This window comes from Streptomyces sp. NPDC088197, assembly GCF_044741185.1.
Lineage (GTDB): Bacteria > Actinomycetota > Actinomycetes > Streptomycetales > Streptomycetaceae > Actinacidiphila.
In genome coordinates this window covers 326,000-347,901 of record NZ_JBIUSD010000008.1, presented here as the reverse complement: position 1 = coordinate 347,901, position 21,902 = coordinate 326,000, and the positions used below count along the sequence as shown (strand labels likewise).

Annotated in this window: 17 protein-coding genes; 10 read left to right on the top strand and 7 right to left on the bottom strand. The window is 71.9% G+C overall.

The features are described 5' to 3' along the window. Window positions 1-98 precede the first annotated feature (98 nt). The 6 genes from ACIOC1_RS21825 (at window position 99) to ACIOC1_RS21800 (ending at window position 6,571) form a co-directional block, all read left to right on the top strand. Window positions 99-1,619, top strand: coding sequence for a sugar ABC transporter ATP-binding protein (locus ACIOC1_RS21825; RefSeq protein ID WP_355350157.1), 1,521 nt, complete (start codon window positions 99-101; stop codon window positions 1,617-1,619). After that, on the top strand, window positions 1,616-2,671 hold the full coding sequence (locus ACIOC1_RS21820; protein ID WP_401856098.1) for an ABC transporter permease: 1,056 nt from the start codon (window positions 1,616-1,618) through the stop codon (window positions 2,669-2,671). The genes ACIOC1_RS21825 and ACIOC1_RS21820 overlap by 4 nt, the downstream gene beginning before the upstream one ends. Beyond that, complete coding sequence (locus ACIOC1_RS21815; protein ID WP_401856097.1) at window positions 2,664-3,809, top strand: ABC transporter permease; 1,146 nt, start codon at window positions 2,664-2,666, stop codon at window positions 3,807-3,809. The genes ACIOC1_RS21820 and ACIOC1_RS21815 overlap by 8 nt, the downstream gene beginning before the upstream one ends. Before the next feature lie 80 nt (window positions 3,810-3,889). Beyond that, window positions 3,890-4,993 (top strand): rhamnose ABC transporter substrate-binding protein, encoded by a 1,104-nt coding sequence (gene rhaS, locus ACIOC1_RS21810; protein ID WP_391049393.1) that lies wholly within the window; start codon window positions 3,890-3,892, stop codon window positions 4,991-4,993. Window positions 4,994-5,074: 81 nt separating this feature from the next. Next, window positions 5,075-5,395 (top strand): L-rhamnose mutarotase, encoded by a 321-nt coding sequence (locus tag ACIOC1_RS21805; RefSeq protein WP_188282885.1) that lies wholly within the window; start codon window positions 5,075-5,077, stop codon window positions 5,393-5,395. Between the two features lie 159 nt (window positions 5,396-5,554). Then, the gene (locus ACIOC1_RS21800; RefSeq protein ID WP_355350172.1) at window positions 5,555-6,571 is read left to right on the top strand and encodes a LacI family DNA-binding transcriptional regulator; all 1,017 of its coding nucleotides are present in this window, start codon (window positions 5,555-5,557) and stop codon (window positions 6,569-6,571) included. 24 nt (window positions 6,572-6,595) lie between these two features. Here ACIOC1_RS21800 and ACIOC1_RS21795 read toward each other — a convergent pair whose 3' ends face one another. After that, a complete protein-coding gene (locus ACIOC1_RS21795) occupies window positions 6,596-7,537 on the bottom strand; it encodes an aldo/keto reductase (protein ID WP_401856096.1) in 942 nt (313 codons plus the stop codon). 336 nt (window positions 7,538-7,873) lie between these two features. Here ACIOC1_RS21795 and rsgA point away from each other — a divergent pair, with 336 nt between their 5' ends. Further along, window positions 7,874-9,058: a ribosome small subunit-dependent GTPase A gene (gene rsgA / locus ACIOC1_RS21790; RefSeq protein WP_401856094.1), complete on the top strand. Its 1,185-nt coding sequence runs from the start codon at window positions 7,874-7,876 to the stop codon at window positions 9,056-9,058. A gap of 37 nt (window positions 9,059-9,095) precedes the next feature. Here the strand turns inward: rsgA and ACIOC1_RS21785 are convergent, their stop codons facing one another. The 5 genes from ACIOC1_RS21785 to ACIOC1_RS21765 all read right to left on the bottom strand — a co-directional run bounded on the left by ACIOC1_RS21785 (window position 9,096) and on the right by ACIOC1_RS21765 (window position 12,965). Beyond that, window positions 9,096-9,233: a hypothetical protein gene (locus tag ACIOC1_RS21785; RefSeq protein ID WP_188282881.1), complete on the bottom strand. Its 138-nt coding sequence runs from the start codon at window positions 9,231-9,233 to the stop codon at window positions 9,096-9,098. A gap of 236 nt (window positions 9,234-9,469) precedes the next feature. Further along, complete coding sequence (locus ACIOC1_RS21780; protein ID WP_355350182.1) at window positions 9,470-10,516, bottom strand: LacI family DNA-binding transcriptional regulator; 1,047 nt, start codon at window positions 10,514-10,516, stop codon at window positions 9,470-9,472. Between the two features lie 193 nt (window positions 10,517-10,709). Next, window positions 10,710-11,096, bottom strand: coding sequence for a PPOX class F420-dependent oxidoreductase (locus ACIOC1_RS21775; RefSeq protein ID WP_355350185.1), 387 nt, complete (start codon window positions 11,094-11,096; stop codon window positions 10,710-10,712). Between the two features lie 156 nt (window positions 11,097-11,252). Continuing rightward, window positions 11,253-11,735 (bottom strand): DUF456 domain-containing protein, encoded by a 483-nt coding sequence (locus ACIOC1_RS21770; RefSeq protein WP_188282878.1) that lies wholly within the window; start codon window positions 11,733-11,735, stop codon window positions 11,253-11,255. Window positions 11,736-11,969: 234 nt separating this feature from the next. Next, the gene (locus tag ACIOC1_RS21765) at window positions 11,970-12,965 is read right to left on the bottom strand and encodes a helix-turn-helix domain-containing protein (protein ID WP_401311750.1); all 996 of its coding nucleotides are present in this window, start codon (window positions 12,963-12,965) and stop codon (window positions 11,970-11,972) included. 368 nt (window positions 12,966-13,333) lie between these two features. On the opposite strand from ACIOC1_RS21765, the gene ACIOC1_RS21760 reads away from it, so the two are divergent. Both ACIOC1_RS21760 and ACIOC1_RS21755 read left to right on the top strand, forming a co-directional pair. Beyond that, the gene (locus tag ACIOC1_RS21760) at window positions 13,334-16,225 is read left to right on the top strand and encodes a protein phosphatase 2C domain-containing protein (RefSeq protein WP_401856091.1); all 2,892 of its coding nucleotides are present in this window, start codon (window positions 13,334-13,336) and stop codon (window positions 16,223-16,225) included. Between the two features lie 86 nt (window positions 16,226-16,311). Next, window positions 16,312-18,054 (top strand): pyruvate dehydrogenase, encoded by a 1,743-nt coding sequence (locus ACIOC1_RS21755; RefSeq protein WP_355338838.1) that lies wholly within the window; start codon window positions 16,312-16,314, stop codon window positions 18,052-18,054. A 164-nt stretch (window positions 18,055-18,218) separates the two neighbouring features. Here the strand turns inward: ACIOC1_RS21755 and ACIOC1_RS21750 are convergent, their stop codons facing one another. Then, a complete protein-coding gene (locus ACIOC1_RS21750) occupies window positions 18,219-21,059 on the bottom strand; it encodes a fascin domain-containing protein (protein ID WP_401311744.1) in 2,841 nt (946 codons plus the stop codon). 384 nt (window positions 21,060-21,443) lie between these two features. On the opposite strand from ACIOC1_RS21750, the gene ACIOC1_RS21745 reads away from it, so the two are divergent. After that, window positions 21,444-21,899 carry an ATP-binding protein gene (locus ACIOC1_RS21745; RefSeq protein WP_355338844.1) on the top strand — a complete coding sequence of 152 codons (456 nt, stop codon included), beginning with the start codon at window positions 21,444-21,446 and terminating at the stop codon, window positions 21,897-21,899. The last annotated feature ends 3 nt before the right edge of the window (window positions 21,900-21,902 follow it).

The window sequence follows — 21,902 nt, the reverse complement described above, 5'->3', positions numbered from 1 at the left end:
GGACTCTTGACGGCCTGATCAAGCGGGGCTAACGTCCCGGCAACTCCATTGAAACATTTCACCCCGCGGCGCAAGACCGGGAGATCCAGGAGACATCAATGACCGACCCCGAACCGGAACGGACTCCGGTCCTCGCGCTGGAGGGGGTGAGCAAGTCCTTCGGCGCGGTACGGGCACTGCGCGACGTCTCACTGCGGCTGTACGCGGGTGAGGCGCACGCCCTCGCGGGGGAGAACGGCGCCGGCAAATCGACCTTGATCAAGGCACTGGCCGGGGTGCACCGACCGGACACCGGAACGGTACTGCTCGACGGCGCGCCGGTGGTCTTCCACGGCCCGGCCGACGCGCGCGACGCCGGTGTGGCCGTCATCTACCAGGAGCCCACGCTCTTCCCCGACCTCTCCATCGCCGAGAACATCTTCGTCGGCCGCCAGCCGCGCCGCTCGCTCGGCCGGGTCGACCACAAGGCCGTGCACAAGGCCACCGAGCAACTCTTCAAGCGGCTCGGCGTCGACCTCGACCCCGACCAGCCCGCCCGCGGCCTGTCCATCGCCGACCAGCAGCTCGTCGAGATCGCCAAGGCGCTCTCCTTCGACGCCCGCGTGCTGATCATGGACGAGCCCACCGCCGCCCTCACCGGCAGCGAGGTCGCCCGGCTCTTCGGCGTCGTCAGGGCGCTGCGCGAGGACGGCGCCGCCGTCCTGTTCATCTCGCACCGGCTGGAAGAGGTCTTCGCGCTCTGCCAGCAGGTCACCACCCTGCGGGACGGCGCCTGGATCGCCAGCGAGCCGGTCGACGGCCTCACCGAGGACGACCTGGTCCGCCGGATGGTCGGCCGTGACCTGGACGAGCTCTACCCCAAGCAGGACGCCAAGGTCGGCGACGTCGCGCTGAGCGTGCGCAGGCTGACCCGTGAAGGCGTCTTCACCGACGTGTCCTTCGACGTCAGGCGCGGCGAGATCGTCGGCCTGGCCGGACTCGTCGGCGCCGGGCGCAGCGAGGTGGCCCGCGCCGTCTTCGGCGTGGACCGCTGGGACGCGGGCGAGGTCGAGGTCGACGGCCGCCCGCTGAAGTCCGGCGCCCCCAGCCTCGCCATGGCCGCGGGCCTGGCCCTCGTACCCGAGGACCGCCGCGAACAGGGCCTGGTCATGGAGATGTCCATCGAGCGCAACATCAACCTCACCGGCTTCAAGGCCACCACCCGCGCGGGCCTGATGGACCGCGGCGCCGAGCGCAGCCGCGCCGTCGACTGGGCCATGCGCCTCCAGGTGAAGTACGCCCGGCTCGCCGATGTCGTCGGCACGCTGTCCGGCGGCAACCAGCAGAAGGTGGTGCTGGCCAAGTGGCTGGCCACCGACCCCCGGGTGCTGATCGTCGACGAGCCCACCCGCGGCATCGACGTCGGCACCAAGGCCGAGGTGCACCGGCTGCTCTCGCAGCTCGCCGCCGACGGCCTCGCCGTCCTGATGATCTCCTCCGACCTCCCGGAGATCCTCGGCATGGCCGACCGTGTCCTGGTGATGCACGAGGGCCGGCTGGCCGCCGACATCCCGCGCGCGGACGCCACCGAGGAATCCGTCATGGCAGCGGCCACCGGCCGCGGAAGGAACGCGGCATGACCATGACCGCCAAACCGGCGTCGGCCGCGCCGCCGGACACCGCCTCCACCGGCGGCCTCCTCGACCGGGTGCTGAAGGTCAGGGAACTGGCCATCCTCGTCGTCCTGGTGCTGATGCTGCTGGCCACCCAGCTCGACAACAGCGCCTTCCTGTCCCAGCAGGGCATCAAGGACCTGCTGCTCAACGCGACCATCCTGGTGCTCGTCGCGGTCGGCCAGGCCATGGTGGTGATCACCCGGAACGTCGACCTGTCGGTCGGCTCCACGCTGGGCATCACCGCCTTCGCCGCGGGCGAGTTCCTGCGCGGCGGCGGCAATCCGCTGGTCGCCATCCTGATCGCGGTCGCCCTCGGCGCCGGATTCGGCATCGTCAACGGCCTGTTGGTCAGCCTCGGCCAGGTGCCCGCGCTGGTCGTCACCCTCGGCACGCTCTACATCATCCGCGGCCTGGACTCGATCTGGTTCGGCTCCAAGCAGATCACCGCCGCCGACCTCCCGTCGGGCTTCGGCAGCTTCGGGCACGACGGCCTCGGCGCCGTCCCGTATCTCGCGCTGCTCACCGCGGTCGTGCTGATCATCGCCGCGTACTACCTGCGCAGTTACCGTAGCGGACGCGACCTGTACGCGCTCGGTTCGAGCCCGGAGGCCGCGCGGCTGGCCGGTGTGCCGGTCCGCAAGCGCATCCTCACCGCCTACATCGTCTGCGGCGCCCTCGCGGGCCTGGCGGGCGCTCTCTACCTCGCCCGCTTCGGCAATGTCGACTCCGGCACCGGCAGCGGCTACGAACTCACCGTCGTCAGCGCCGTGGTGGTCGGCGGCGTCGCCTTCACCGGCGGCTCCGGCAGCCTGTACGGCGCCGCGCTCGGCGCCCTGCTGCTGACCTCGATCAACAGCGTGCTCCCCTCGATCGGCGTCAGCTCCGTATGGGTGCAGGCCATCGACGGCGTCCTCCTGCTGCTGGCCATCGCCGCCGACCGGGTGGTCGCGCTGCGGGTCGCGGCGGTGCTCCGTAAGCGGGCCGCACAGACAAGGAGTGCGACAACTCATGCCTGAGCCAACGAAATCCACCGGTCCGGCGAAGGCCGCGAAGCCGTCCGCCGGTACGAACCCGTCCGCCGGTACGAAGCCGTCCGCCGGTACGAAGCCGTCCGCGAGCGCGAAGCCCGCCACCGCGGGCCGTACGGCGACCGGTTGGGCGCGGGACGCGTTCCGCTGGGACACCGTCGTCGGAGCCCTGCTCGTCGTCCTGCTGCTCTGCTCCTTCTCCCTGGTCGACAACTTCGGCAACGCGCTGAATCTGTCGTTCCTGATCGGCAACACCCTGCCGATCGCGCTCATCGCGCTGCCGATGACGATGCTGGTGATCTCCGGCGAGATCGACCTGTCGGTCGGCTCCACCGCGGGCCTGTCCGGCGCCGTCATGGGCAAGCTGTGGAACGACGGCATGGCCATCGAGATGATCATCCCGCTGTGCAGCCTGCTCGGCGTGGTCTGCGGCCTGGTCAACGGCCTGCTGGTGACCCGGCTCGGACTGCCCTCGCTGGCCGTCACCATCGGCACCCTGGCCGCCTACCGCGGCATCGCGCAGATCGTGCTCGGCTCCAACTCGGTGACCGACTTCCCGCAGCAGTACCTGGACTTCGGTTCCGCGCGGATCGGCGGCACCTTCATCCCGCAGGCCGCCATCCCGTGGGCCGTCCTGCTGGTCATCGCGGTCGTCGTCCTGCACGCCACCCCGGTCGGCCGCTCGCTGTTCGCGGTCGGCGCCTCGCAGGAGGCCGCGCGCTTCGCGGGCATCCGCACCAAGCGGCTGAAGCTGTCGATGTTCGTCGCCACCGGCACGATCTCCGCGCTCACCGGCGTCTTCTGGGCCCTGCACTACGCCAGCGCCCGCTACGACAACGCCACCGGCCTCGAACTGTCCGTCATCGCCGGTGTGCTGCTCGGCGGCATCGACTTCGACGGCGGCAAGGGCACGCTGGGCGGTGCGATCGCCGGAGTGTTCCTGCTCGGCGCGCTCCAGAACGTGATGAGTCTGATCAACGTCTCCGCGCAGTCCCAGATCCTGATCACCGGAGTCCTGCTGGTGATCTCGGTACTGGCACCGCGGGTGGCCCGGCAGGTGGGCAGGGCGCGAGCCCGGCGCAGAACCGCCGACGCGCCACCACCGGCCGCACTGGCCGCCACCTGACCCCCCGCACCACGCACGTCGTCCGAACACCCTCACCTGGTCGTCACCTGCCGCGAGTGCGGCATCGAAAGGACACCCGCATGTCGTACAGAACCGCCCCCGCCCGTCGCGCCGCGGCCGCGGTCGCCGTTGTCGCCGTCGTCGCGCTCAGCGCCGCTGCCTGTGGCGGCACCACCAAGAAGTCCAGCTCGGACTCGGAATCGGCCTCCGCCGGATCCGGTACGAAGGCGTCGGCCTCCGCCGACCCGAACGCGCCCGTCAAGAAGGGCCTGACCATCGCCTACCTGCCCAAGCAGGTGAACAACCCGTACTTCACCATCTCCGACAACGGCGGCAAGAAGGCCGTCGAGGCGCTCGGCGAGAAGTACAAGGAGGTCGGCACCAGCAGCGGCACCGACACCGCGGGCCAGGTCAGCTACGTCAACACCCTGACGCAGCAGCAGGTCAGCGCCATCGCGGTGTCCGCGCAGGACCCCGGCGCGCTGTGCACCGCGCTGAACCAGGCGCGCAAGAACGGCGTCAAGGTCGTCACGTACGACTCGGACACCAACACCAACTGCCGTGACGCGTTCGTCTCGCAGGCCAGCGCGGAGGACCTGGGCCGTACCGAGGTCCAGTTGATGGCCAAGCAGATCAACAACAAGGGCCAGATCGCGATCCTGTCGGCGGCCCAGACGGCCACCAACCAGAACACCTGGATCGACTTCATGAAGGACGAGCTGAAGAAGCCGGAGTACAAGGACATCCAGCTCGTCAAGGTCGCCTACGGCAACGACGACGCGCAGGCGTCGTTCCAGCAGACCCAGGGCCTGCTCCAGCAGTACCCGAACCTGAAGGGGATCATCTCCCCGACCACGGTCGGCATCAAGGCCGCGGCGCAGTACCTGAGCGGTTCCAAGTACAAGGGGAAGGTCCAGCTCACCGGCCTGGGCACGCCCAACGACATGCGCGCGTACGTCAACAACGGCACCGTGCAGTCCTTTGAGCTGTGGGACCCGGCCAAGCTCGGCGCGCTCGCGGGCTACACCGCCGTCGCGCTGGCCTCCGGCCAGATCACCGGCGCCGAGGGCGAGACCTTCACCGCGGGCGACATGGGCACCTTCACCGTCGGCAAGGACAGCGTCATCGTCCTCGGCAAGCCGACCGTCTTCGACAAGGCGAACATCGGCCAGTTCAACTTCTGAGCCGACGGCACCATCCAGTAAGGCAGTTGGACCGCCGGCCCTGTGGGTCCGGGCCGGCGGTGTGCGGAAGGAAATCCTCAAGTGCGGCGCGTCTGCTTTGTGTTGAAGGTCCGTCAGGAACGGCTGGACGAGTACCGTGCCAGGCACGCGGACGTCTGGCCGCGAATGCGTGAGGCGCTGTCCGCCGCCGGCTGGCACAACTACTCGCTGTTCCTGCGCGAGGACGGCCTGCTCGTCGGCTATCTGGAGACCGAGGACTTCGAGCGGGCGCGCGCCGCCATGGACGGTACGGAGGTGAACGCCCGCTGGCAGGCGGAAATGGCGGGCTTCTTCGAGGAGTTGGACGGCGTCGCGCCCGACGCGGCGATGGTCCCGCTCACCGAGGTGTTCCACCTTCCGTGAACATGAGAGGTTGGAACGATTCAGTTCGTGCCGGATCAACCAGCACGCACTGTGCTTGAATAAGTTCAATGCGTTGATTCCGGGTGAACGTCGAGCACGTCGCGCCGACGCCGGATGAGCGTTACGAGGAGCCCTGCCTGCGGCGGGCGGGACGGAGCAGTGGAGCCCATGGTTGGGATCAAGGACGTGGCACGGCAGGCGGGTGTCTCGGTCGGGACCGTCTCCAATGTGATCAACCGCCCGGACCTGGTGTCCGAGGAGACCAGGACCCGGGTGCAGTCGGTCATCAGCCGCCTCGGCTACATACGGAGTGAGTCCGCCCGCCAACTGCGGGCCGGGGCAAGCCGTATCGTCGCGCTGCTCGTCCTCGACATGGGCAACCCCTTCTTCGTCGACGTGGCCAGCGGCGCCGAGCGCGCCGCCCGCGCCGCCGGACTCGGCGTCATGGTCTGCAACAGCGCGCAGAGCACCAGCGAGGAGGTCGAGTACCTGTCGCTCTTCGCCGAGCAGCGGGTGCGCGGCGTGCTGGTCACCCCCGCCGACGCGACCGGACACAGCCTCAAGACGCTGCGCAGCCAGGGCATTCCGTACGTCCTGGTCGACCGCGTCTCGGCGGACGTCGCCGTCTGCTCGGTCTCGGTGGACGACGTCGTCGGCGGACGCCTCGCCGCCCAGCACCTGATCGCCGCGGGACACCGCTCGATCGTCTACGTCGGCGGCCCGCCCGAACTCCCGCAGGTCCGCGACCGCCGCGCCGGGGCGCTCGCCGCGCTGGCCGAGGCCGGACTGCCGCCCGAGTCGCTGACCGAGGTGTCCGCCGAGCGGCTGGACGTCTCTGCGGGCCGCGACGCCGGAGCCCGGCTGCTCGGCCTGGCGCCCCGGCCCACCGCCGTCTTCTGCGCCAACGACCTGCTGGCCCTCGGGGTCCTCCAGGCGGTCTTCGCCGCCAGGATCGCGGTCCCCGAGGAGATGGCCATCGTCGGTTACGACGACATCGAATTCGCCGCTGCCGCGGCCGTACCGCTGACCTCGGTCCGGCAGCCCGCCGTCGCGATGGGGCGGCTCGCCGCCGAGATGCTGCTGGAGGAGACGGCGGACCCCGAGGGCCACGAGCACCGCCAGGTCGTCCTCCAGCCGGAGCTGGTCGTGCGCGGCTCCAGCCTCGGGGCGCGCTGAGGGAGTCCGGCCGCGCGCCCCGCGTTACGTGAGCGGGGCGTCGTTCGGCCGGGTCGGGACGGCGTCCAGCGCGGCGAGGGTCGCGGCGTCGAGCGTGAGCGCGCCCGCGGCCACGTTCGCTTCGAGGTGGGCGGTGTTCGACGTGCCCGGGATGAGGTGGACGTTCGGCGCGTGGTGCAGCAGCCAGGCCAGGCCGACCTGGGAGGGCGTGGCGCCCAGCGCCCGCGCCGCGGCGATCACCGCCGGTTCCTCGGTCACCTTCGGCAGGCCGGGGAAGGCGCTGCCGAGCGGGAAGTACGGCACCCACGCGATGTCCTGCGCGGTGCAGAGGGCCAGCATGTCCTCGTCGTCGCGCGCCACGAGGCTGTACGCGTTCTGCACGCACGCGATGCCCGCCGGGATCGCCCGGCGCAGATTGTCCAGGCTCACGCTGCTCAGCCCGATCGCGCCGACCTTGCCCTCGTCGCGCAGCGCCACCATCGTCGCGAGCTGGTCGTCGAGTTCGACCACCTGGTCGCCCTCGGCCCGCAGGCCCGGCCCGACATCGGTGCGGCGCAGATTCACCAGCGGGATCCGGTCGAGGCCGAGGCTCGCGAGATTGTCCTCCACGGCCGCCCGCAACTCCTCGGGCTTCTGCGCGAGTCGCAGGTGCACCGGGCCGCCGGAATCCGGTGCGGCCCCCACCTTGCTGGCGACCAGCACCTCGTCCTCGGACCTGACCGCCTCGCGGATCACCCCGTTGACGAAGCCGTCGCCGTAGAACTGCGCCGTATCGACGTGGTCCACCCCGAGTTCGACCGCCCGCCGCAGTACGGCGACCGCGGCGGCCCGCCCGGCCCGCTCCGTCAGTTGCATCGCCCCGTACCCGACGCGCGACACCGTCCGCCCGGCCAGCGCCCCCGCCCCTCCGGCCCGCCGCGCCCCGCCGGCCGTCGTCCCGTCCGAGGTCATCCCGCTGGAAGCCATGAGCATCCCGTTCCCGTGCGACACCAGAACAAGCGGAGGTCACTCCGCTTCTTCGACCGTACCACTACCGGAGATCCCTCCGCTTTGCTCCGGCGCTCTCCGCCCGCCCGCGGCGGCGGCCGTTAATTCGGTGGCGGAGGCGGTGGGGGAGGGGCTACGGTCCCTGGTGTTGGAGCGGGAGCCGCGGAAGTGGCTCGCCGCTGTCGGCTCGTGAGTACGGCCAGGAGGTGTGACTCGATGACTGCCTTGGTGATGGGCGCTGCCCAGATGCGGAAGTTCATTCAGTTCACCTCTGTGGTCTCCGGCTGACCTCTCTTCTTCTGCCGCGCCGATCGGATGCGCGGTGCCGGGGCCCTGTTGGAAGGGTTTCCCTTGTCTTTCTCGTCTTCTTCCTTCTCGTCGTCGTCCTCCTCCTGGTCCTCACTCGTCCCGTACGGCTGGGACTCGCTGCTGGACGACGCCTTCTCGGCGTACGCGGCGGACGGACTGGTGCCCGCGCGGATCGTGCGGGTCGACCGGGGGATGTGCGACGTCGTCGTGCCCGACGGCGCGGACGGTCTGCTGACGGTCCGCGCCGACACCGATCCGGTGCACTCGCCGGATCCGATGCTCGTGGCGTGCACCGGGGACTGGGCGGCGTTCGACCCGGACCCGGCGCAGCCGAAGGGCCCGTCGGTACGGGCGCTGCTGCCGCGCAGGACCGCGATCGTACGGTCGGCGTCGTCCAAGCGCTCCGAGGGCCAGGTGCTCGCGGCCAATATCGACCACGCGGTGATCGCGGTGTCGCTGGCGGCCGACCTCGACCTGGGGCGCCTCGAACGCTTCCTCTCCCTGGCCTGGGAGAGCGGCGCGCAACCGGTGGTCGCGCTGACCAAGGCGGACCTCGTGCCGGACACCACCTATCTGCTGGAGGACGCCGAATCGGCGGCGCCCGGAGTGCCGGTCCTGGTGGTGAGCGCCACGACCGGCGAGGGGATCGAGGCGCTGTCGGAGCTGCTGGCGGGCGGCACCTCGGTGCTGCTCGGCCAGTCGGGCGCGGGCAAGTCCACGCTCACCAACGCCCTGTTGGGGCGCGAAGCGCAGGAGGTGCAGGCCACCAGGGACTCCGACGGCAAGGGCCGGCACACCACGACCACGCGTGACCTGCTGCCGATGCCGCAGGGCGGGGTGCTGATCGACACGCCGGGGCTGCGCGGGGTCGGCCTGTGGGACGCGGAGTCCGGGCTCCACCAGGTGTTCTCCGAGATCGAGCAACTGGCCCGCGACTGCCGCTTCCAGGACTGCTCGCACCAGTCGGAGCCGGGCTGCGCCGTCCTGGCCGCGCTGGAGGACGGCACCTTGCAGCACCGCCGTCTGGAGAGCTACCGCAAGCTGCTGCGCGAGAACGCGTGGATCGCCTCACGCACCGACCAGCGACTGCGCTCCGAGATGCGGCGCGAGTGGAAGCAACGGACCGCGGCGGGCCGGGAGATGTACGAGCGCAAGCGCGGCGGGGGCGGCGGCCACCGCCGCCGGTCCTGAACCCGGTCCCGTACGGCCGACCGTACGGGCGCGGACCCTATCCGGCGCCGCCGCCAGGACCCTGCTGGTGGCGGCGCCGCACCGCGATCGGGCTGCCCGCACTCCAGAACGAGCCGACGACACAGGCGACCACGAGCACGACGATCACGACGCCGAGAATCACGCTGTATGCCATGTCGGACCTCCTCGCCTCCGGCACGGCCTTCACCGTGCCCTCACCTTCGCTACCTGTTCGTGACCTTCCCTTCGCCCGACGTTCCCAACCCACAGGTGGGGGACCGGTGTTCGCGCGTGGGTTCGATCCGATGAAGTGACGGTATGTCAGGCGGAGTCGGGCGGTGCCGAGTGCCCTCGGACGGGCGCGGTGCGGCGCTCAGGGGGAAGCGTGGTGCTCGGGCCGGGATTCGGCGCTCAGGCGGAGGCGCGGACCACGAGGTGCGTCGGCGTGACGATGGAGGACAGGGCGGGAACGCTCTGCGGGCCCGTCGGCGGCGCCACCGCGCGCAGGAGGAGGCGGGCCATGAGGCGGCCCATTTCCTCGATGTCCTGGCGGACGGTGGTCAGGGGCGGGTCGGTCCATTCGGCGACGGAGACCATGTCGTCGAAGCCGACGACGGCGATGTCGTCGGGGACGCGGTGTCCTGAGGTGCGCAGGACGCGCAGGGCGCCGGAGGCCATGACGTCGGAGGCGGCGAAGACGGCGTCCAGGTCGGGGCAGCGCTGGAGGAGTTCGGCCATGGCGCGGGCGCCGCCTTCCGGGGTGAAGTCGCCCTCGGCGATCATCCGCGGGTCGGTCTCCGGCAGCACGTCACGGAACCCGTCCAGCCGGTCCACCGACGCCGTCTGGTCAAGTGGCCCCGCGATGTGGGCGATCCGGCGGCGGCCGATCCTCAGCAGGTGCCGTACCGCGTCCCGCGCACCGCCCCGGTTGTCGCAGTCCACGTACAACGTGCCGTGGTCGCTGTCGAAGTCGGTCCAGCCGGGCCGCCCGCCGATCACCGTGGGCACTCCGGCCCTGCGGGCCAGCACGGGCAGCGAGTCGTCGGTGTGCAGCGAGAAGATCAGCGCGCCGTCGACGTGTCCGCCCGCCAGATAGCGGCCGACCCGCTCGTAATCGGCGGCCCCTTCGGTCAGCAGCAGCACCAACTGATTGTCCCGCGCGGTGAGTTCCTTGCTGATCCCGCGCACCTGCTGCGCGAAGAACGGGTCGGTGAAGAACCGCGTCTCCGGCTCGGCGACCACCACCGCGATGGCGTCGTTGCGCCGCGTCACCAGCGTGCGGGCCGCCTGATTGGGCACATATCCCAGCTCGTCCACGGCCTTGCGGACCCGCTCCACCAGCGGCGCCCGTACCCCTTCGCTGCCGTTGACCACCCGCGAGGCGGTGGCACGCGACACCCCGGCCCGCGCGGCGACGGCCTCCAGCGTAGGACGCGGCGCGAAGCTCGGGTCGGACAAGGGACGTCTCCTTCACGCGGAAATAACAGAAAACCGGGGGCCGGTACGCGCACAGCGTAACGGGTCCCCCGGCGCGGCGTGAGAGCGCTCTCCGTGTCGGTTCGGCAGGTGAGACGGGTGTGCCGTGTGTGCGCCTTGTGCGGGCCGGGCGACGGTCGTGCGAGCGACGCCCGGCGAGGTCCGGCGCGCGGGGTCAGTCCTCCAGGCCCCAGCCGATGATCGAGTACGGGTGGATCCGGATCAACTCGTCGCTCATCTGCGCGCCGAGGTCGTGCGGGCCCACGACCTGCTCGGCGGTGCCGCGGATCTCGACCCCGCGCACCGTCCACGGGTCGGTGCCCGCGATGTCGTCCACGACCAGCGACACATAGTGGTTCGCCGCCACATTGCGCCACTTCTTCGTGGCGCCCATCGTGTAGCCGCCGATGTCGACCGTGCCGTCCGGGCGAAGGAAGTAGCCGACCGGATTGGCCTGCGGACGGCCCTGCGCGTCCACGGTCGCCAGCCGCCCGAGGCGCTGCGTGCGCAGATAGCGCAGCTCGGCCTCGGTCAGCGCTGTCCTGGGTGTCTTGATCGCCATGCCCTCACCCTCACACGGGTGAGCGCACCGGGCCATTGGACCTTTGACCTATCCAGGACCTAGGCCGATTGGGGACGCGCGGTCGTACGGCCATACGTATGTCCGTACGACCGCACACCCCGTACGTCTCCCCCTGAGCGCGGGGCCGGGTGCCGGTCAGCCCGCGATCACCGCGCCCAGCCACGCGCCCGCCACGACGAGGCACGCCAGGAGTTCGACCAGGACGGAGCCGCCCACCGCGCGCATCGCGGTGCGGGTCGCGGTCCAGGCGGCGCGGTGGCCGCCGAGGCGTACGCGCTCGGTCGCGTAGATCGTGCCGACGAAGCCGAGGACCGCGCCCAGCACCGGGATCAGGAAGAAACCGGCGATGGCGAAGGAGCCCGCGACCAGCACGGTGTGCCAGGTGATGCCCGAATCGCGGATCCGGCGCGCCGGGAGCAGCCACACCACCACCTGGACGACGGCCAGCAGACCGGTCGCCCCGGCCAGTACGCCCCAGGTCAGGCTCGTGTGCTCCTGCGTCGCCCACCACATGACGGCGGCCCAGCAGAGCAGCGTCCCCGGCACGCCGGGGGCCAGCACACCGACGAGTCCGAGCAGCATCACCGCGCCGATCAGGCACACCTGTGCGGTCCCCATGAGCCCACCCTGCCCGATGACGCGCCCGTCCGCCGGGCGGATCACCCTCGGGGCGCAAGGCGAGACCTGTCCGAGACCCGTAGGACCACTCGCGTACGCCGCTCGTACGCCGTCCGTACGCCGTGGGGACGTCGTCGGTCCGCCGCGCCGTCAACCGTCCGGTGGCGCGCTCACCCTTCCGGCGGGACCGTCGGCCAGGTCGCCGGTCACCGGCCGCCGCGTACGGCCCCGCGCTCATACGTCCGTGTCGCCGCGTGCCACCCAGCCGCGTTCGTAGGCGTGCCAGCCGAGCTGGAGGCGGGTGGTGACCTCGGCGATCTCCATCAGCCGTTTGACCCGGCGCTGCACGGTGCGCAGCCCGAGGTCGAGCTGCTTGGCCGCAGAGGCGTCCGTCAGACCGGCCAGCAGCAGCGAGAGGATGCGCAGGTCGGTGCTGTCCGGCGCCTCGGGGGACTCCTCGGCCACGGTGCCCGTCCCGTCCAGGCTCAGCGGCATCCCCTGCCGCCACACTCCCTCGAACAGCCCCATCAGCGACTCCAGCAGCCCGCTGGCGTGCACGACCAGCGCGGCGGGCTGGGCGAGGCGGCGGGTCAGCGGCACCATCGCCAACGACCGGTCGGCCACCACCAGTTTGGTCGGCACCCGGTCCACCACCCGCACCTGTTCGTTCCTGCCGAGCGCGGCGGACACCTCCGTGAAACCGCTCGGGCTCGTCACGACGGAACGTTCCAGCACCACGCGGTACGTGACGCCGCGTCGGGACGCCTCCTGCTCGGCGTCGTTCTCCGTCCCGGTGATGGCCACCGGGCGGTCGGTGACCAGGGCGCAGACCTCGCTCTCCGCGCCGAACTGGAGTTGCAGGAAGCGCTGCGCCACCGCGTTGGCTCCGGTGACCACCTCGACCAGGTCGTGCACGGCCGGTTCCGTCGCCTCCGCCCGGAACTCGGCGGCCAGGACGGCGGCGGCCAGCTCCGCCTGCTCCAACTCGTGCCGCTGCCGGGTCAGCAGCGCCGACAGCGCCACGGCCGGTGGGGCGGCGACCCAGCGGCCGGGCCGCGCCGACGACTGCGCGACCAGCCCGTGCCCCTCCAGCCTGCGCAGGATGCGGCCCGCGTCCTCCTCGTTCAGCCCGAGGCGGTGCGACAGGTCGCCGACCTCGGCCGCGCCCAGGCCGACCAGCGCCCGGTAGGCCGATTCCTGCGCTTCGTCCAGACCGATGGCGCCGAGCACGGAGCCCCCTCCCTGCGGTGATGGTGACGGTGGCGGAAATGAGCCACGGCGGTTTCCCGCCTTGGTCATCTTGTACTCCCGCAGGTCCGCTCTGCCAGTGTGATCGACACCGAGCTTTGCGGAGAGCTTGACGGGGAGCTTTTCGGTGGCTTCGCGGGAGGCGGGACGGAAGGCGCCGGGGACGGTGTCCGTGGCAGCCCCCGGAAGAAGTCTCCGGACGCGTCCGAAGGTCTCGGTGCGGTCCCCGGAGGATCTTTCCCGAGGTCCCGGCCGGGGACGCCGACTCCGCCGGGCGGCCCTGCTGTGGGGGCGGGGCCGGCCCGGCGGTTCCACGTTTCCCGGCGGCCCGTGCGGTGGACAATAAGGGCATGAGCCAGCAGGGGGACTCCCACAGCAGCCAAGAGGACGACTGGTGGCGTCAGTTGTACGACGACGACGCGGCCACGCCGTCCGCCACGCCGGATTCCGTCGACGCGCACTTCGATACGGCGCTGGACGCGGTGGCGCCTCCGCCGCCGACGCCGGCCGCCGACACGTTGCGACTGCGTCGGCCCACTCCGCCGCCTCCGCCCCCTTCCTGGCCGGGGCCGCCGCGCACACCGGGTGCGCCTCCGGCGCCGGTCCCGACCACGGTGCCGGTCTCGGCTCCGGAGCCCGCTTCGGTGTCGATTCCGGCTCAGCAGGACGCGTCGCCCGAGGTACCGGCCGACGAGGTACCGGCTGACGAGGTACCGGCTGACGAGGTGCCGGTCGACGTGGTGCCGGCCGAGCGGCCGGCCGAGCCGCCGGTCGAGTCCTCGGCCGAACCACCCGCCAAGCCGTCGATCGCCGCGCCGGACGCGCCGCCGGTCGATGACGCTCCCGCGTGGGACGCCTGGTCGGCCGAGCCGACCTTCGGCACGGCGCCGCCGCCACCGGAAGAGGCTCCGGAGGCCACCGCGCCCGAGCCCACTCCGCCGCCCCGGCCGGAGCAACGCCCTTGGGACGCCTGGTCGTCCGCTCCCACCTTCGCCGAACGCCCCGAGCCGTCGGCCCCCGCCCCGGAGCCCCGCGAGGCGCCGCGCCCCGCGTCCGACTCCTGGTGGACCCGCTCACCTTCGGCCGCCCCCGAGCCGGCACCGGCGCCGGAGCCCGTCGCCGAAGAGCCGGAGGCGCCGGAGGGCGATACGCCCGGAGCATCGTGGGACGCATGGTCGGCCACCCCGACCTTCGCCGTCGAGGACCCCCCGCCCGCTTCCCCGGACGAGCCTGCCCTCTGGCCCCGCACCGCCTGGCAGGCCCCGACCCCCGAGACGGCCGAACCGGCACCGGCCGAGCCGGACGATTCCGGACCGCCGTCGCCGACCGACTCGGCGCTCGACCAACTCCTGGCAGCCCGCCGCCCCGCGCCCGAGCCGCCCCCCTCCGACAACTCCTGGGCCACCCCGGAGGCGGACCGCCCCGAGGCCGAGCCCCACCGCCCGTTTACCGCCCCGACCGGCGCGGCGGACCCCAACTACCCCTGGCCGCCCGCCCCGACCACGCCGAGCGCACCCCCGAGCCCGCAGACCGCCCCGCCCGGACCTGCCCCCGATCGTTCCCCTTCTGCGGCCCAACCACCCGCCCCTGCGACACCGGACGAGCCCGCCCAGCCCATTCCCCCGCAGCCGTCCGCCCCGCCCGAGCCCCGCCGCCCGTGGGTCCCCCCGACCGAGGCGGAGCCCGCCCAGTCGGGTCCCTCCCCGCAGGCGGCTGACGCCGAGCCTGTCCCGGCCGACCGGGAGGCCCCCACCGCCTCCCCGGAGCCCGGCTCTCCCTGGGCTGTCCCGCCCGGGGCGGAGGTCGATCGCTCCTGGGCGGCCCAGCCGCCCGCCGTACCGGAGCCCGATCAGCCGAGCCCCACGCAGCAGTCCGCCCCGGCCGAGCCCCGCCGTCCCTGGGTGGGTCCGACTGCCGTGGGTGTGCCGACCGCAGCGCAGAACGATCAGCCGGGTCCTTCTCCGGAGGCACTGGCCCAGCCGGGTCCTTCTCCGGAGACACCTGCGGCCGAGGCCGAACCGGTCGAGCCGGAGCCCGATCCGTCACGCCCTTCGCAGGCGGCTGACGCCGAGTCTGTCCCGGCGGTGCCGGGCGAGTCCGACGGGTCGGAGTCCGAACAGCCCAATCCCCCGCAGCCGTCCGCTTCGGTCGAGCCCCGCCGTCCGTGGGCGGGGCCCGCGGTCGTCGGCGTGCCGGTCGGCGTGCCGGTCGGCGGGCGGAAGGGGCAGGCGGGGGAGCGGGACGGTGCCGAGGCCGGGACCGGGGCGACCGAGGGCGCAGGGAAGGCGGCCGGGTCGGCGGCGGGGTGGGGGCGGGAGACGGGGTTCGTGGAAGGGGAGGTGCGGTGGGCGCCGGAGCTGCCGCCCGGGTGGGTGGCGGCGGTGGGGGCGCGGGACGAGGTCGCGGAGCCGGAGGTGGTGGGCGGGGGGCCGCCGACGTACGCGGCGGAGCCGACCGCGTGGCCGGAGGCGGAACCGGACGACCTCGGCGCCCTGGTGGCGGACACGGTGCTGGACGGCGCGCGGTACGGCCGCATGACGGTCCGGACGGTGTCGTTGCGCGGCGACTCGGCGCGGTACCGGGGCCAGCCCCGCAGGGACGCCCTGCTCACGGCCCGCTTCGGCAGCGGCGACGAGGCGCTGCTGCTGGTCGCGATGGCCAGCGGCGCCCGCGCGGCGGACGACGCGCACAAGGCGGCGCAGGACGCGGTGCGGTGGATCGCGGGCGCGGTCGGCCGGAGCAGGAACCGGCTCTCTGACGACCTGCGCGCGGCCCGCAGAGGCTCGCTCAAGTCGGGCCTGCACCGGCTGACCGACCGTTGCTACGGACGCCTGCGGGCCCGCGGCGAGGACCTGGGCCTGGACGAGGGCACGTACACCGCCTCGCTGCGCTGTCTGCTGCTGCCCGCGGACCCGGAGTGCCGGACCCGGCTGTTCTTCGGCGTTGGCGACGGCGGACTGTTCCGGATCAGGGACGACACCTGGCAGGACCTGGACCTGGCGCCGGACGAGACGGCGGCGCCGTTCCGCTTCCGGGCCACCGTCGCGCAGCCCGGCGACGCGCTGGTGATGTGCAGCGGCGGCCTCGCGGAACCGCTGCGCGGCGAGCCCGCGCTGGCCGTCCACCTGGCAGGCCGCTGGGGCGCGGGACCGCCCGGCATGGCCGCGTATCTGGCCGACGCCCAGACCCGCGTCAAGGGCTACGCCGACGACCGGACGGCGGTGACCGTCTGGGACGCGTGACCGGGCGCGCCCCGGCGCTCCCGGATGCGGGGCCACCCACTTCCCGGTGAGATGAGAGGAGTCACCGACGAGGACAGGTGGGCCCGATGGCGAAGCAGACCGTGGCCGAGCAGTTCATCGACGTGCTGGTGCGCGCGGGCGTACAGCGCGTGTACGGGGTGGTGGGCGACAGCCTCAACCCCGTCGTGGACGCCGTACGCCGCAACCGTTCCATCGAATGGGTGCACGTACGCCACGAGGAGGTCGCGGCCTTCGCGGCGGGCGCGGAGGCCCAGCTCACCGGCAAGCTCGCGGCCTGCGCGGGTTCCTGCGGCCCCGGCAATCTGCACCTGATCAACGGCCTGTACGACGCGCACCGCTCGATGGCCCCGGTGCTGGCGCTCGCCTCGCACATCCCCAGCAGCGAGATCGGCACCGGCTACTTCCAGGAGACCCACCCCGACCAGCTCTTCCGCGAGTGCAGCCACTACAGCGAGCTGATCTCCAACCCGGCGCAGATGCCGCGGGTCCTCCAGACCGCCATCCAGCACGCGGTGGGCCGCGGCGGCGTCAGCGTCATCAGCCTGCCGGGCGACATCGCCGCCCAGACCGCGCCGCAGCGCAGCATCGAGCACGCCCTGGTCACCCGCCGCCCCACCGTCCGCCCCGGCGACGCGGAACTCGACGTCTTCGCCCGGCTCGTCAACGGCGCCAACAAGGTCGCCCTGTTCTGCGGCAGCGGCACCGCGGGCTCGCACGACGAGGTGATGGCCTTCGCCGAACGCGTCAAGGCCCCGGTCGGCCACGCCCTGCGCGGCAAGGAGTGGATCCAGTACGACAATCCGTACGACGTCGGCATGAGCGGTCTGCTCGGCTACGGCGCCGCGTACGAGGCGATGCACGAGTGCGACCTGCTGATCCTGCTCGGCACCGACTTCCCGTACAACGCCTTCCTGCCGGACGACGTGACGATCGTGCAGGTCGACGTGCGGCCCGAGCACCTCGGGCGCCGCTCGAAGCTGGACCTGGCGGTGTGGGGCGACGTCGGCGAGACGCTGCGCTGCCTGACGCCGAAGGTGCGGGAGAAGTCCGACCGTAAATTCCTCAACCGGATGCTGAAGAAGCACAGCGACGCGCTGGAAGGCGTCGTGAAGGCGTACACCCGCAAGGTCGACAAGCACGTGCCGATCCACCCGGAGTACGTGGCGTCCGTGCTCGACGAAGAGGCCGCGGACGACGCGGTGTTCACCGTCGACACCGGCATGTGCAATGTGTGGGCGGCGCGTTATCTGACGCCCAACGGCAAGCGCCGCGTCATCGGCTCCTTCACGCACGGCTCGATGGCGAACGCGCTGCCGCAGGCGATCGGCGCGCAGTTCCTCGACCGCCGCAGGCAGGTGGTGTCGATGTCGGGCGACGGCGGCTTCACCATGCTGATGGGCGACTTCCTGACGCTCGTCCAGTACGAACTCCCCGTCAAGGTCGTGCTGTTCAACAACTCCTCGCTCGGCATGGTCGAGCTGGAGATGATGGTCGAGGGCCTGCCCGCGTACGGCACCACCAACCACAACCCGGACTTCGCGGCCATCGCCAACGCCGCCGGGGCCTACGGCGTCCGGGTCGAGAAGCCCAAGGACCTGCGGGACGCGCTGCGCGGCGCCTTCCGGCACAAGGGGCCCGCCCTGGTCGACGTCGTCACCGACCCGCACGCCCTGTCCATCCCGCCGAAGATCACCGGCGAGCAGATCGGCGGCTTCGCGCTGTCGGTGGGCAAGGTCGTACTGGACGGCGGCGTCGGCAAGATGGTGCAGCTCGCGCGCTCCAATCTGCGCAACGTGCCGCGCCCGTAGCCCCGTTCGGCTCCGTTGTGACCCAGGACCGCGCCCTCCAGCACACCCCGACCGGCACGTTCCACCGGCTCGACCCCCCGTCCCGGTCCAGCGGTGCCCGGACAATCAGCCGTCGCTGTACGGGTACCGCGGGACGGAACAGGGGGCCGACGGAGGAAAAGCCGTCAACTCTGGATCAGATCGAACTCCTCCCACTGCCCGATGGCCGCCCGATTCGCGATCAGCGCCGCCGCGCCCCCGTTCTCGGCCGTCACGTACTGGTTGTTGACCCGCGCCCGCAGGCTGACGCTCCCGTCGCCGTTGCGCACGAGCTGGAACTGCTCCCAGGTGCCGACCGCGTCGACCTTGGCGAGCAGCGGGGCGGCGCCCGCGTTGTCGGCCGTCACGTACTTGTTGTTGGCGTGCGCGCGCAGCGCGATCCAACCGCCGCCCTGGTCGATCTCGTCGAACTGCTCCCAGGGCCCGATGGCCGTACGGTTGGCGATCAGCGGCGCCGCGCCCGCGTTGTCCGCCGTCACGTACTGGCCGTTGGCGTGCGCGCGCAGCGAGACCACCGTGCCGCCGCCGGGCGCGGTACCGCCGCCGTCCAGACCGATCTGCACATTGCCCAGGTGCTTGGCGGCGGTGGCGGGGGAGCCGGAGACCTGCGCGTAGGGCAGCGCCGTGGTCGGCGCGGCCACCGGCTCGACGAGGTACGACTGCCCCGAGGCGACCGGCACATTGAAGGTGCCCGCGGTGGTCGGCGCGACCACGACGGCGTTGCTCGAACCGTTCACCACCTGCACCGACTGACCCGGCCAGGGGTTGCGCACGCGCATGGTCTGCGACGACCCGGCCTGGATGGCGACCGTGACCGGGGTGCCGTTCTGGACCTGCACGTCCACCTTGGTGTTGCCCTGCACCGAGACCGTGCCTGCCGCGTCCCAGCCGGCCGGCCAGGCCGGGGCGATCCGCAGCAGCCCGTCGTAGTCCTGCACCAGCGCCTCGTTCAGCGCGGTCGCGACACCGGACGCCTGCTCGATGTACGCCTCCGTGCCGACGGTGTTGCCGAGGTCGGCCAGCCCGTTGATGTACACCTGGTGGCTCTGGGTGATCGACGTCAGCCTCGCCGCGACCTCACTGGCCAGCCCGAGCCTGGCCGCGTCGATCGCGTCCATGCTCCAGTCGTTGCCCCCGGTCACCGCCCGGTGGTTGTACGAGCGCACCGCCAGGTCCCGCAGCGACCCCGGGTCGTCAGTGACCAGGTTGTACGGCCACACCGGCTCCAGGTCGATGTTCTCGCTGTTCCTGATCTGCGCGGTCGGCTGGTACGAGTACGCGATGATGTCGTTGTTCGACGCGTCCGCCGACGGCGGCAGCACCTGCGTACGGCCGTAGTCGGTACGCGCCCACGCCGGTATCTGGCCCTGCGCGGTGGTCAGTTGCGAGATCAGCGCGGTGTCCCCGGTGTTGAGGAGCTGCGCCGCCTTGATCACCACGGGGAAGAGCGCGGCGTCCGCGGCCAGGTCGGTCGTCGGGTCCTGCACCGCCCACTGCGTCTCGTGCGCGTTGGCGACCGCGTGCAGCTTCCCGTCCGAGCCGACCTTCTGGTAGTTGAGCAGGAAGGTCGCCGACGACTTCAGCAACGGGTAGTACGTGCGCAGGAAGTTGATGTCGCCGGTGGCCAGGTACTGCTGCCAGATGAACAGGCTGATCTCGGCGCCCGAGGTGATGTTCAGGGCGTTCCAGTTGGGGCTGCCCGGCTGGCTGCACGCCGCGTTGGCGCCGTTGCCGGGGTCGCCGCCGTTGCCGTTGAACCGCATGACCTCGGGGACGCAGGCGCCCGGTGTGCCGCCCATCTGCTGCTTGGTCCACGCCTCGATGGCGGCCAGGTTGTTCTGGTAGAGGTTGAAGATCGGGATGTTCAGCGCGAAGTTGCCGCTGCTGGTGTTCGCGGAGATCTGGGTGCGCAGATTCCACAGCCAGGTCGCCGACGGCGTCCAGTTCTGGTGGTCCTGGCCGAAGTTGAACATGTCGGCGACGCCCGCCTGGCTGCCCGGCACGGTGCCGCGCATCGAGGCGGCCTCCATGTACAGGTACAAGGTGCGCAGCGTCTCCATGTACTGCGCGGTGCCGTCGGCCGAATTCGCCTCAAGGACACCGGAGTTGGCCCAGAAGCCGGACCACCAGGACTGCTGGGAGGACAGCAGCGAGGACTCGGCAGCGGTCGCGTCGGAGCCGAGCAGATTCGCGGCGGTGGTCGCCGCGTTGCCGCCGGTCCAGGCCGGGGCGCCGAGGATCACCCGGTAGGAGCCGTCGGCGTTGGGGGTGAACGCGACCTTCACCTGGGTGGAGTTGACCACCGAGGCGGTGACATTGCGACCGCCCGCGGAGAGCGCGGCCAGCGAGCCGAAGGTACGGCCCGAGGAGCCCGCCTCCTGGTTGTCCACCCAGGTCTCGGCCAGCGTGCCGACGGTGCCCGAGACAGCGGCCTGCGGACCGCGGCCCGACCACAGGCTCAGCGTCGCGGTCTGCTGGGCGCCCGGATCGGCGCCGGTGACGTCCACGATCAGTTCGTCCTTGGTCGCCGACACCCAGGACTTGAGGGTCATGCCGCCGCCGGACTCGGTGAGCACACCGGTGTAGACGTCCAGCGAGCCCTTGAAGTCGCTCGCGTTCGTCAGCGCGGACAGGCCCGGAATCTGCACCTGGCCCGGGGACTTGCGGCCCGGCAGGGTGTCGGCGCGGTTGAGCTGTGCGGTGAAGCCGCCCGCGGCCCAGGCGGCGGCGCCCAGCGAGCCGTTGCCCAGCGGCAGCGACTGCGCGGCGGCGGTGTTCGGCGAGCCGAGCACGATGTTCGAGCGGCGGATCACATTGGGGGTGTCGACATGGAAGCCGCCGTTCTGCCAGGCCGTGGTCGCGGTCGCCGCCGCGGCCGGCGGGGCGGCGGCGGGGACGAGCAGGCCCGCGGTGAGCAGGCCCGCCGCCAGAAGTGCGGTGGTGACGAGCGCGGGTGGTCGGATCATTCGCCGACGTCCGAGTTTTCCTTGCGGTGAGTACACGGGCCCCTCCCGAGGCAACGGGACGACAACACAGGCGCAACACCCAAGAGACACATGGGATGAGTGCGCCACAGAGTGGAGGCCGTGACCGCGTAGTGTCAAGGATTTTCACAACGCTGAGTCGGCTATACATCGGACCTCTCTAGGGAGTGGAGGTCAGAGTGCCTGCCCGGGTCGAGAATCCGCGACGGCGGCGGCGCGATCCGCAGACCTCCGATGTGACGTCGGCTGCGCGCATCCGGGACACATCAGGGGATCACGCGCGCAGGACTGGAACCTGTGGGGCTGGGAATGCCTATCGGCAAGAAAGTTCGACCGGGGAATCGCGGCGGCGACCGGAGCGGGGCCATGGAAGAGCCCGAAGCAGGGGAACTGGGGGATCAGACGGACATCACGGGGCAGATACTGCGGCATACGGTGCGGCACGCCGACCTCCCGGCCGTGGCCGAGGTGCGTCGCCTGCTGCGCGAGCATCTGCGGGACTGGGGAGTGCCCGTGCTCTGCGACACGGCGGAGCTGCTCGCCACCGAGCTGGTCACCAACGCACTCCAGCACACCACCGACGGGGCGGTGCTCACCGCCACACTCGTCCCCGGGCGGACGGCCGGGGAGCGGCTGCGCGTCGAGGTCTACGACGACCTCGCCCGGCACCCGAGGCTCCCGGCCCAGGCGACCGCCCCCGAGGACCACGGCACTTCGGGCCGCGGGCTCCTCCTCGTGCAGTCCCTGGCCGACGCCTGGGGCGCGCACTCACGCGGCAAGGGCAAGGTCGTCTGGTTCGAAGTCGACGCCCGCCGCGCGTGACAG

What these genes read in the sequence shown, in the direction of transcription:
- rhaS (WP_391049393.1), top strand. Translation starts at nt 3,890, where the DNA reads ATGTCGTACAGAACCGCCCCCGCCCGTCGCGCCGCGGCCGCGGTCGCC.
- ACIOC1_RS21820 (WP_401856098.1), top strand. Translation starts at nt 1,616, where the DNA reads ATGACCATGACCGCCAAACCGGCGTCGGCCGCGCCGCCGGACACCGCC.
- rsgA (WP_401856094.1), top strand. Translation starts at nt 7,874, where the DNA reads ATGCGCGGTGCCGGGGCCCTGTTGGAAGGGTTTCCCTTGTCTTTCTCG.
- ACIOC1_RS21750 (WP_401311744.1), bottom strand. Translation starts at nt 21,059, where the DNA reads ATGATCCGACCACCCGCGCTCGTCACCACCGCACTTCTGGCGGCGGGC.
- ACIOC1_RS21815 (WP_401856097.1), top strand. Translation starts at nt 2,664, where the DNA reads ATGCCTGAGCCAACGAAATCCACCGGTCCGGCGAAGGCCGCGAAGCCG.
- ACIOC1_RS21785 (WP_188282881.1), bottom strand. Translation starts at nt 9,233, where the DNA reads ATGGCATACAGCGTGATTCTCGGCGTCGTGATCGTCGTGCTCGTGGTC.
- ACIOC1_RS21745 (WP_355338844.1), top strand. Translation starts at nt 21,444, where the DNA reads ATGGAAGAGCCCGAAGCAGGGGAACTGGGGGATCAGACGGACATCACG.
- ACIOC1_RS21770 (WP_188282878.1), bottom strand. Translation starts at nt 11,735, where the DNA reads ATGGGGACCGCACAGGTGTGCCTGATCGGCGCGGTGATGCTGCTCGGA.
- ACIOC1_RS21795 (WP_401856096.1), bottom strand. Translation starts at nt 7,537, where the DNA reads ATGGCTTCCAGCGGGATGACCTCGGACGGGACGACGGCCGGCGGGGCG.
- ACIOC1_RS21775 (WP_355350185.1), bottom strand. Translation starts at nt 11,096, where the DNA reads ATGGCGATCAAGACACCCAGGACAGCGCTGACCGAGGCCGAGCTGCGC.
- ACIOC1_RS21755 (WP_355338838.1), top strand. Translation starts at nt 16,312, where the DNA reads ATGGCGAAGCAGACCGTGGCCGAGCAGTTCATCGACGTGCTGGTGCGC.
- ACIOC1_RS21760 (WP_401856091.1), top strand. Translation starts at nt 13,334, where the DNA reads ATGAGCCAGCAGGGGGACTCCCACAGCAGCCAAGAGGACGACTGGTGG.
- ACIOC1_RS21825 (WP_355350157.1), top strand. Translation starts at nt 99, where the DNA reads ATGACCGACCCCGAACCGGAACGGACTCCGGTCCTCGCGCTGGAGGGG.